We start from the raw sequence: 9,433 nt of genomic DNA, 5'->3' as shown, positions 1-9,433 counted from the left end.
CATAGGGTACTTGAAGATTGGTTGTCGAAAGAAAATGCGATTTGAACGCATCCACCACCTCGAAAATTCAGTGGTTAGCGGGCGATGTTTGCTCGGCACCGGATGATCACTAAACGGTTTTAATCTAAAGTATGAGTTATCGCGATAGAGTAGTGACCCGAAGAAATCTTAGGCAAATAGCCAAGCGGGAAGGTCAGATAGTAGGGTTGCGCGTACGCCCGAAGCCTGGGCGGCGAACATCGGTAAATCAAAGAAATCGGCAGAATAGCAGTCCGCGCTATCGGATGCTGTAAGAGGCCTTACCCGCCATGGCACAGTCGATCGACGCACGGGGGCGGTTGGTCCTTGTCAGCGACGTCTGGCTTTGCACGACACGATACTGACGATGCGCCACCCACGCGATCCTTGTCAGAATAAATGCTTGTCGACGTCTTAGCTAAGACACGCACTCGGCGCTCGGATATCAATCTCCGAATTAGTTCGCTGAACCTGGATAGCCAAGAAATCATAAGTTTGATATAACAGAATCCCAATTGGAAAAACAAAATCGTGCGAGGCCATCATGCTACGCGACGCTGTCCGTTACTTCATGGTCGTGGCACGAACAGGATCTATCAGGGCTGCTTCCGCGACGCTCGGTGTGGCCCAGTCGGCCATCAGCCGCCAGCTGCAGACTCTCGAATATGAATTTGGCACCATGTTGATCGAGCGTACCCCTCGTGGCGTAAGGTTAACGGCCGCAGGTGAAGCACTTTTAAAGCACTCGAAAAACGTCTCATTCCAGTTCGAGCGGTTTTGGTCGGAACTGTATGAGATTGATGGCGCCAAACCAGGCCATGTGCGCGTTGCGATCATCGAGTCAATAACTTCCTATGTTTTTCCGCGCGCCGTCGCCTCCTATGTGTCGGACTATCCGGGTACTACTTTTTCGGTCAATGTCGACACAACGAGTTCGGTGATTGAGGCCGTGTTGAATGATACGGTCGATTTTGGCATTTGCCTCAATGCGAATTCCGCCGGGATTCAGACCTTGTCACGCGTCTTTGAGCCGCTTTTTGTGATTATGCCGGAAGCCCATGCCCTTGCTGGGTACCCTAGTCTCAGCCTTAATGATATTTCGGCATTTAAACTTGCTGTTTCCAGCCGCTCTGGGGGGCTCGGATACGCGCTTGAGTCCTCGTTCCACCGTGCCCAACTCTCACTTAACATAGCTTTAGAGACCAATTCGTTGGAATTGCTGAGGCAATTTGTCAGTATTGGCCGCGGCATTGCCGTAATGACGCTGCGCAGCTGCATCGGCAGTCTACTTGCGAGCGATTTTGTGGCGATACCTGTCGTGGATGACAAGCTAGAGGCCATCTCAACGGACATCATAGCGGCGCCCGGCCGGCTTCTGCCTCTGCCGTCGGAACGATTCATGGAGCGCATCAATCGCGAATTGATGGTCACGCTGGACGACCCAGGCGCGTGGTTGAAACGCAAGATGTCCTGATATGCTCACAACATCGCTACGATTTTTCCTCTCCGTTGCCGAACATGGATCGATAAGGCTGGCTTCAGAGCGGCTGAATATTTCGCAGTCCGCTATCAGCCGCCGCATCCAGGCACTGGAGTACGAGGTCGGAGCAGTGCTCTTCGAGAGAAGCGCAAGAGGCGTCGTATTGACTGCTCATGGTAAGCTTCTTGTCGCCACAGCCCAACAGATCGGGGCCGCGGCGTCCGACCTTTCAAAAGAAATAGAATCTCTGCGTCGGGTAGAAACAGGTCACGTTCGAGTTGCCGCCATCGAGTCCGTGTTGCCTGATTTGCTTCCCAATGTTCTCGACCGTTACTTGGAAAGCCATCCAAAAATAACCTTCGATATAACGATTGCCACTTCCTCCGCTGTTGTGTCGCTCGTGCGAAATGGCGAAGTGGATATTGGTGTCACCTTTTCAGCGGGAAAGCAGGCCGACACAAAGAGCCTTTTCAAATCCCGAGAACCTCTGCTAGCGGTGTTTCGTTCCGACCATTCTCTAGCGTCGAAGGCCATCGTATCGGTGACCGACGTAATGCAGTTTCCGACGGCAATGCCGGCGCCGGGAAGCGCAATGCGTACTATTTACGATGAAGTATGCAGGAAGGCTGGGTTCGAGCCCAAACCGGCAATGGAAACCAACTCACTAGAGCTATTGCATAATTTCGCAATCAGCGGTTTGGGCATCGCAATCCTCTTGAGGCATACGGTACAAACCTCGATCGAAACTGGGATTCTCAAGGCGCGTCGCTTTCAGGAGACGAGCCTTCAGGGCTCGCTCGAAATCATTGCGCTCAAGGGGCGGCCTATGCCGCCGGCCACTCAGCTCTTCAACTCCGTATTGCAGGATGCAATTACGTCGCGCCCGACCCCAGAGTGAGTGATGCGTTTTGGGCATCACTCATCGCGAAACATAGCGGTTCTAATTATTTTCGGCGGTAGTAGTCTGTGGTTTAAGAAAGTAGGTAGACCCAGATAACTGCGCGACAGGGGACAATATGGACGTGCGATCGATCGAGCCTTTGCTCGAAATCAAGAACCTGTTTTTGCAGTATGGAAACCAGAAGATCCTGAACGACATCAATCTATCCATCCGGAAGGGCGAGGTGGTCGTCATCATCGGCCCAAGCGGTGGCGGCAAAAGCTCGCTATTGCGCAGCGTCAACCTTATTCAGCCAGTTGCCTCGGGCTACATCGTGCTGGCGGGTGAAAAACTCAACGCACCCGGCGTCGACATCAATGTGGTACGCCAGCGCATCGGCATGGTGTTCCAGCAATATCACCTGTTTCCGCATCTCTCCATTCTCGGCAATCTAACACTCGCTCCAAGGCGCGTTTTAAAACTGTCGCGGCAAATAGTGGAGGAGCGAGCGACGACCCTACTCGCGCGTGTCGGCCTCGCCGACAAGGCTGAGCGGTATCCCGCCGAGCTCTCTGGAGGACAGCAGCAGCGCGTGGCGATTGCCCGCGCGTTGATGATGGAGCCGGCCATCATGCTTTTCGACGAGGTGACGTCGGCGCTCGATCCGGAGCTGGTGGGCGAAGTGCTCGCCGTCATGAAAGACCTGGCGAAGTCGGGAATGACGATGATAGTCGTCACACACGAAATGGATTTCGCCCGTGAGGTGGGCGATCGCCTGATTTTTATTGCCGATGGAACCGTCGTTGAACAAGGGCCGCCGCGCGAGATTCTTTCCGCACCTCGCCATGCCAGGACACAACAGTTCCTGTCCCGAAAATGTGCCGCCTGATTATGTTTTTAAGGAGAATCCCATGTGCCACCCAACACTGAGGAAGGCCACGGCCTGCTTACCTATCCTGATAAGTGCCCTGGTGGCCTATCCCGCCTATTCCGCGGCTCTTCCTAGCGCCATCGCCACCGCCGGACACCTGACCATCGGCATCAATTGCAGCTATCCGCCCGCCGGATATGTTGGGCTTGACGGACAACCGGCGGGTTACGAGATCACCCTGGCCAAACGCATTGCCAAGGCGGCATTTTCCGGTGCTGGCGGTTTGCAAACGCAATGCGTCAATGACAGCAACCGCATAGCCTTTCTGCAATCCGGCAAGGTGGATATGGTTCTCGCGGCTCTCGCATGGACACCGGCGCGCGCAGAGCAGATCGATTTTTCCGACCCTATCTGGGTCAGCAATCTGCAACTCGTTGTCAAAAAGGACTCACCCATCAAAAGTTACAAGGACCTGGCAGGCAAAACCGTCGTGACGACCACGGGAAACATCTATGAGGCCTGGCTTGCCAAATGCACCAAGGCCGACATCGTCACGGCGCAAAGTCCTGCCGATTCCGCCAACCTATTGACACAGGGGCGCGCGGATGCGATGGCCTATATTGATGTGTATTCCTTCAATTTTGTCAAACATCACCCCGAATATCGGCTGGCCGGTAATCTCGCCTCGCCAGCCATACAGGGAATTGGTGTGCGAAAGGGCAATGCGGAGCTGACTGCCTGGCTCAACGGCGTTATCGCCGATATGCGTGCCAACGACGTCTTCTACGATGTCTTCAAGGATGAAGTCGCCGACAGCGCGTTCGCTGCAAAATATCGTCCTGTCGTCCCAAGCCCGAACCACAAGCTGGCCTACGTCAACCCCGCAATCGCTGCCTGCACAGAATGAGGCGTTGGAACCTGATGGCAATGCATTTTTTCGCCGAGATCGGCCCACGATTGATCGTGGGCCTGCTCCACAGCCTGCTGCTCAGCGCTGTGGGATTTTTGTTGGCTATTTTAATCGGCATTGGCTGCGGGACCTTGCGTTATGGCCGCCTGCCCGGGGCTCATTTTCTCATTGCCTGCTATGTCAACATCTTTCGCTGCACGCCGTTGCTGGTTCAAATCTTCATGATCTTTTTCGCGCTTCCGGAAATCGGGTTGCGGCTGTCGCCGTTCAGCACCGGGGTTGTCGCGCTCGGCCTATGGGGAGGCGCTTACTTGACTGAGGACATCAGGGCCGGCCTTGATGCTGTTTCAACGAAAGATATCCTGGCGGCGCGCGCTCTTGGCATGGGAGCCGTCACGACATTCATGGAGATCACGCTGCCTCTGGGTCTACGTTATGCGTTGCCTGCGGCAACGACGACGGCGCTGAATCTTTTCCGCTCCTCGTCCCTCATGATCGTCGTCAGTTACAGCGAGCTGACCTATACCGCAAACAGGATTGCATCCGATACCTTTGATATTTTCGGCGTATTCGGAGTGGCAGCGCTTCTCTATCTGATATCGTCCATCCTGCTCAGCTACTTCGCCCGAGGTCTCGAGCGGGCCACCTATGTCCCGGGTTTTGGAAGGGCGGTTTGATGAATGAACTATTCTTGCCGATCGCGAGCTACCTGCTGAGGGGATTCGGTATAACTCTGCTCATTGCGATCCTCAGCATTGCGCTCGCGACGCCGCTGGGGCTGGTTCTGGGGCTGATGACCCAGAGCCAGAATCGGGCAAGCCGGCTCGTGGCCCGCAACTATATCGAGGCTCTGAGAGGCATCCCCTCTTTGATGACGCTGCTCTTCGTTTTCTTTGCGTTACCAAAATTCGGCATAGAGACGAGCCCGATTGCAGCCTCGATTCTGGGTCTCAGCGTCTGGAGCGCCGCCAACATTGCAGAAGTGGCGCGCGGTGCACTATCGTCGATCGCTGCTGGTCAGACCGTCGCCTCGCGGGCACTTGGTATGAACCAGAGCCAGGCGCTGATCTGGGTGATCTTCCCGCAGGCGCTGAGGCGGTTCATTCCACCTTATGTCAGTCAGCTAACGCTTCTGATACAGGCGAGCACGCTTACATCGGTGGTCGGAGTGACTGATCTGCTGGGTTCTGCTCGCCAGATGATTGAACGGCTTGCTTATGTTCGCGCCGATTCTGACGCGATCATGATTTACGGTTGTGTGATGCTCCTCTTCTTTATTGTTTGCTTTCCACTAACCCTTCTTGCTCAGGCACTGGAAGCTAGAGCACGATCGGAATAGACGTTTTCACAACGCTTGGCCGACTGCATCTGATGGGCAATCGAATGCATGGCCCGGTCAGCATCCTTGGCCAGCAGCAGGTGTTCCACCAGCCAGCGTGAAGCGGGCAGGGTCCAGCTCCCATATCTCGGCCACGGTGAACTGTCGGTGGATCGGGTGCGCAGTGTCAGCCCACACCGAACGACAGCGTTTGCCCAGCCACGTATTGAGCTCGATGAACGAGCCAAAGCGGCGAGTTCTATTGAACCTCGCAAAAGCTGTCCGAATGAACGGCGCCCCTCTTAATTCGGTATGCTTCACCGCAATCCGGGCGGCATTGTATACTTCAGTCATTGCGGACACCTTGGACAACCGAGTCGCGTATGGCCGAACAACTACTTTCTCCAGAGCTAGCCCGCCAGATATCGCTTTATATCCGAGCGCATGGCCTTGAGCCCGGGACGCGGCTTCCCGAACGAAAGCTCGCCGACCAGTTTCGCGTGAGTCGTACACCGGTCTCGCGAGCACTACGCCTACTTGCCGATTGGAACGTTGTCGTGGCGTTGGCAGCCGGTGGGTATGCAGTCAGTGCGGCAGCCGTTTCCATACCCCCCGCCGCTGGGGCCGATACCCCCCTGTCGGACGAAGACACGCTCTATCTAAAGATCGCCAACGACCATTCCTCAGAAACACTGTGCGGCAAATTGACGGAGAACGAGGTGATGCGGCGTTATTCGGCAGGACGCGGCATTGTGACCCGCGTGCTTCGGCGCGCGGCAGACGAAGGCTGGGCCGAGCGCCTACCGGGGCATGGCTGGAGGCTCATCCCCTTGCTAACGTCTGAACTCACCTACGAGCATAGCTCGCGTTATCGGATCATCATTGAACCGGCGGCCATTTTGGAGCCAACGTTCAAACTTGATCGCGAGAGCCTCGAGGCCTGTCGCGCACAGCAGATTGCGATGTTCGATAACGGTGCGTTGGCGTTATCGCCACCGGAGGTATTTGAGATCGGCTCTCGATTTCACGAGGCTGTACTGCGGTGTTCGCGCAATCAGTTTCTAATCAATGGACTAGCCCAAGTGAACCGGCTGCGGCGTCTGGCGGAATATCGACGAACGTTGGCCAGCGCGAATTGGCGCGAGCGCTGCCGGGAGCATATTCAGATAGCAGACCTACTCCTGGACAGTGATCTTGCAGGCGCCTCCAGCCTACTGCGCCAGCACTTGATCGATGGCGCGCGGGCGAAGATCATCGATCTGTGAGGCGTCTAACAAAGACCATTTTACTTAGAACAACGTCTGAATACCTATTTGCAAATTGCGTCCAGTTGCGTTCGGCGTAGCGGGTGCACCCGTATAGATTGCTCCACCCAATGAATACGCGGAGCCTTCCTTGTTCCATACCTGTGCATAGGCGCAATAAATCGACGTTCGCGTCGAAAGGCTGTGCACCAGCGCAAGCGCCGCGATATAGGCGCTCTTTGACGTCGGCAACGGATCCGATGTATCAACGATCCGTATTACCTGCCCCAATAATCTATCAGAGACGCCCAGTTGGTACTGGACACCAACGTTTTCGAGTGCGAAGCGCAGAGTCGCACCTGGGGTGGTCGCGTTGACATCCTTTGAATAAGCTACGATTACTCGAGCGGCGCCGAACCCGACGTTTCCCCCCAACGTATAAGCGTCGACCGTGCCGAGGCTGCCAGTGGGACGGTTTCTGATAAAACCTCCGTTGAGAGTCGCAGGTCCGACGGCCAAGCTCGCCCCGGCGCCAACCGATGAGCCATCCGAGAGAGATCCCGCCGTGCCACCGACACCGTACATCGCTCGCAGCGTGAAGCCGTCAATTGTCGGTGAAACGTAATTGATCGAATTATTCGTGCGACCTGTGATCGAATAGGCCGTTAGAACGCCCGCTGTCTTGCCCGCCTGAGTTGTGCCAATATTGCTCAGCCCGCCGGCCAAGCCATGGCTGAATGCGTCGTTGGCCGAGTTCGCCACATATTCAGGCGAGTATTGCCGGCCGAACGTGACTGTTCCCCAGGGGGCCGCCAAACCCATCCACGCTTGGCGCCCGAATAGTAAGCCATTTTGAAGGAGGACTCCCGATGACGAACTAAAGCCGTTTTCGAGATCAAAAATCGCCTTGTAGCCGCTGCCTAAATCTTCCACGCCTTTCAATCCGAATTCGGAACTGTTTAACCCCCCACCTTGCATGGCCGCGAGCGTTCCGTTTCCTTGATTTGAAATGTCAATAGCGACGTCGACGATTCCATACAAGGTCACGCTGGATTGAGCGCAAACCCATGACGAGTAACTAAGGCAACCTAGTGCAACGAAGCCCGTGCTCCAATGTTTTGATGGCATGTCTCCCCTCTTATTTTAATTAGTTTACCTAATTTATTGCGTAATTCCGCATTGAGCTTTTTATGCACTTCCCGTCATTCGTCATTATTTTTAATAAGAAAGACGTTTACGAAACCTAAAGCTGCCCAACTTTGTAGCGAAATGCGGTGAACTAGCCTCGCGCCTTCGGATTGCGCGATGTGTCATGAGCGAGCGTCAGACCCAACAGACCGGACACAAACAGCACACCGCCCATGGCCAGAATGCCTGCTGTGAAAGAGCCAGTCACTTGGCGCAACCAACCCATAAGGACAGGCCCAAAGAAGCCACCGAGCGCTCCGATCGAATTGATGAACGCAAACCCTGCTGCAGCACCCGCACCACTGAGGAATTTCGCGGGGATCGCCCAGAAAATTGCGCGCGCCGACGTGACGCCCACCATAGCGATGGTGAGACCGATCAACGCCGGCGTCAGTGCACGGTCAACCACCGAAAGCACGAGACCAATGACGGCGCAGGCACAAGCGCCGATCAGATTTCGGAGCAGACCGCCACTATGATCGGCAAAACGTGCCCACACGAGCATACCGATCGCTGCGAACAAATACGGTATGGTCGATAAAGATCCGATCGTAACTATCGATAAATCATACTGCCCGAGGATCTGCGGCAACCAGAGCGCAATACCATATGAGCCGAGGACGAAACCAAATTGAATGCCAGTCAGGATTAGGACTCGACGATCGATTAGCGCCGCCTTTATACTGCTTCGGACTTCTTTTTTTGGTTCGCTAGCAAGAGCGGATATCAGCGCGCGATGTTCCTCGACGCTGAGCCAATGTGCATCTTGCGGGTTATCGGTGATGAGCTTGAGAATGACAAAGCCGAGGAGACAGGCGGGCAATCCTTCGATAATAAACATCCATTGCCAGCCGGCGAGCCCTAACCATCTGTGTATCGATTGGAGCAACAGTCCGGAAATTGGCCCTCCAATCACTGAAGATACGGGTACTGCCAGCGACAACCAGGCCAAAGCGCGAGCACGATATTGAGCGGGAAACCAAGTGGAGAGCAAGAACGCAGCTCCGGGAAAAAAGCCCGCCTCCGTCACACCGAGCATGAACCGCGCAACGTAGAGGCTGACAGGGCCGCTGACGAAAGCATTGGCAGCCGCGACCAATCCCCAAGTGATCATGATGCGCGCCAGCCATCGTCGCGCGCCGACGTGATACAACGCGAGATTGCTCGGTATCTCACACAAACAATATCCAATGAATAGCACCCCCGACGCGAACCCAAACTGCAGTGGGGTAATGCCAAGATCGCGGTTCATGCTCATCGCCCCGAATCCGATGCATATCCGGTCCATATAATTTACGATGAACGCAAGCGTCAACACGGGCAAAAATCGCCAGAAGTTTTTTCGAATCGCTGAGTGAAGGTGTCCGGAATTTTCCACATGGGCCTCAGCCCCATGTTGAGCAGGTAATTCGGTCCCTGTGGTTGTCATGGTCGTCTCCTTGGTGCGGTCGCTCTGATCGGCCCCGTACTTTATTGGCATTGCATTGGAATTCAGACGGCTTGCGAATTCCACAATCGTCCCTA

At 55.1% G+C, this 9,433-nt stretch carries 10 protein-coding genes; 7 read left to right on the top strand and 3 right to left on the bottom strand.

The genetic code is table 11. The features are described from left to right. The first annotated feature begins 562 nt into the window (after window positions 1-562). The 6 genes from GSQ77_RS27345 (at window position 563) to GSQ77_RS27320 (ending at window position 5,498) form a co-directional block, all read left to right on the top strand. Window positions 563-1,492, top strand: coding sequence for a LysR family transcriptional regulator (locus GSQ77_RS27345; protein ID WP_158906966.1), 930 nt, complete (start codon window positions 563-565; stop codon window positions 1,490-1,492). A 1-nt stretch (window position 1,493) separates the two neighbouring features. After that, entirely contained in the window at window positions 1,494-2,396 is a 903-nt protein-coding gene (locus GSQ77_RS27340; protein WP_158906964.1) for a LysR family transcriptional regulator, read from the top strand. 142 nt (window positions 2,397-2,538) lie between these two features. Further along, window positions 2,539-3,267, top strand: coding sequence for an amino acid ABC transporter ATP-binding protein (locus GSQ77_RS27335; RefSeq protein WP_174246511.1), 729 nt, complete (start codon window positions 2,539-2,541; stop codon window positions 3,265-3,267). A 22-nt stretch (window positions 3,268-3,289) separates the two neighbouring features. Further along, the gene (locus GSQ77_RS27330) at window positions 3,290-4,156 is read left to right on the top strand and encodes a transporter substrate-binding domain-containing protein (RefSeq protein WP_158906960.1); all 867 of its coding nucleotides are present in this window, start codon (window positions 3,290-3,292) and stop codon (window positions 4,154-4,156) included. A gap of 14 nt (window positions 4,157-4,170) precedes the next feature. Then, window positions 4,171-4,836 (top strand): amino acid ABC transporter permease, encoded by a 666-nt coding sequence (locus tag GSQ77_RS27325; protein ID WP_174246509.1) that lies wholly within the window; start codon window positions 4,171-4,173, stop codon window positions 4,834-4,836. Beyond that, window positions 4,836-5,498 (top strand): amino acid ABC transporter permease, encoded by a 663-nt coding sequence (locus GSQ77_RS27320; protein ID WP_158906959.1) that lies wholly within the window; start codon window positions 4,836-4,838, stop codon window positions 5,496-5,498. Before GSQ77_RS27325 ends, GSQ77_RS27320 begins: the two co-directional genes overlap by 1 nt. A gap of 57 nt (window positions 5,499-5,555) precedes the next feature. On the opposite strand, the gene GSQ77_RS27315 is transcribed toward GSQ77_RS27320, so the two are convergent. Further along, the gene (locus GSQ77_RS27315; RefSeq protein WP_158906957.1) at window positions 5,556-5,831 is read right to left on the bottom strand and encodes a hypothetical protein; all 276 of its coding nucleotides are present in this window, start codon (window positions 5,829-5,831) and stop codon (window positions 5,556-5,558) included. 29 nt (window positions 5,832-5,860) lie between these two features. On the opposite strand from GSQ77_RS27315, the gene GSQ77_RS27310 reads away from it, so the two are divergent. After that, window positions 5,861-6,742: a GntR family transcriptional regulator gene (locus tag GSQ77_RS27310; RefSeq protein ID WP_158906955.1), complete on the top strand. Its 882-nt coding sequence runs from the start codon at window positions 5,861-5,863 to the stop codon at window positions 6,740-6,742. 24 nt (window positions 6,743-6,766) lie between these two features. Here GSQ77_RS27310 and GSQ77_RS27305 read toward each other — a convergent pair whose 3' ends face one another. Beyond that, window positions 6,767-7,849 carry a porin gene (locus tag GSQ77_RS27305; RefSeq protein WP_158906953.1) on the bottom strand — a complete coding sequence of 361 codons (1,083 nt, stop codon included), beginning with the start codon at window positions 7,847-7,849 and terminating at the stop codon, window positions 6,767-6,769. A 151-nt stretch (window positions 7,850-8,000) separates the two neighbouring features. Further along, window positions 8,001-9,422, bottom strand: coding sequence for an MFS transporter (locus GSQ77_RS27300; RefSeq protein ID WP_254067849.1), 1,422 nt, complete (start codon window positions 9,420-9,422; stop codon window positions 8,001-8,003). Window positions 9,423-9,433 lie beyond the last annotated feature (11 nt).

Origin of the sequence: Burkholderia sp. L27(2015) (assembly GCF_009765705.1) — a bacterium.
Taxonomy (GTDB): Bacteria; Pseudomonadota; Gammaproteobacteria; order Burkholderiales; family Burkholderiaceae; genus LMUX01.
Note: the sequence above shows the minus strand (reverse complement) of the source record. Positions and strands in the feature narration are given on the sequence as shown.

Coding starts and splice junctions, on each gene's coding strand:
- GSQ77_RS27345 (WP_158906966.1), top strand. CDS start 563: ATGCTACGCGACGCTGTCCGTTACTTCATGGTCGTGGCACGAACAGGA.
- GSQ77_RS27340 (WP_158906964.1), top strand. CDS start 1,494: ATGCTCACAACATCGCTACGATTTTTCCTCTCCGTTGCCGAACATGGA.
- GSQ77_RS27325 (WP_174246509.1), top strand. CDS start 4,171: ATGGCAATGCATTTTTTCGCCGAGATCGGCCCACGATTGATCGTGGGC.
- GSQ77_RS27315 (WP_158906957.1), bottom strand. CDS start 5,831: ATGACTGAAGTATACAATGCCGCCCGGATTGCGGTGAAGCATACCGAA.
- GSQ77_RS27330 (WP_158906960.1), top strand. CDS start 3,290: ATGTGCCACCCAACACTGAGGAAGGCCACGGCCTGCTTACCTATCCTG.
- GSQ77_RS27305 (WP_158906953.1), bottom strand. CDS start 7,849: ATGCCATCAAAACATTGGAGCACGGGCTTCGTTGCACTAGGTTGCCTT.
- GSQ77_RS27310 (WP_158906955.1), top strand. CDS start 5,861: ATGGCCGAACAACTACTTTCTCCAGAGCTAGCCCGCCAGATATCGCTT.
- GSQ77_RS27320 (WP_158906959.1), top strand. CDS start 4,836: ATGAATGAACTATTCTTGCCGATCGCGAGCTACCTGCTGAGGGGATTC.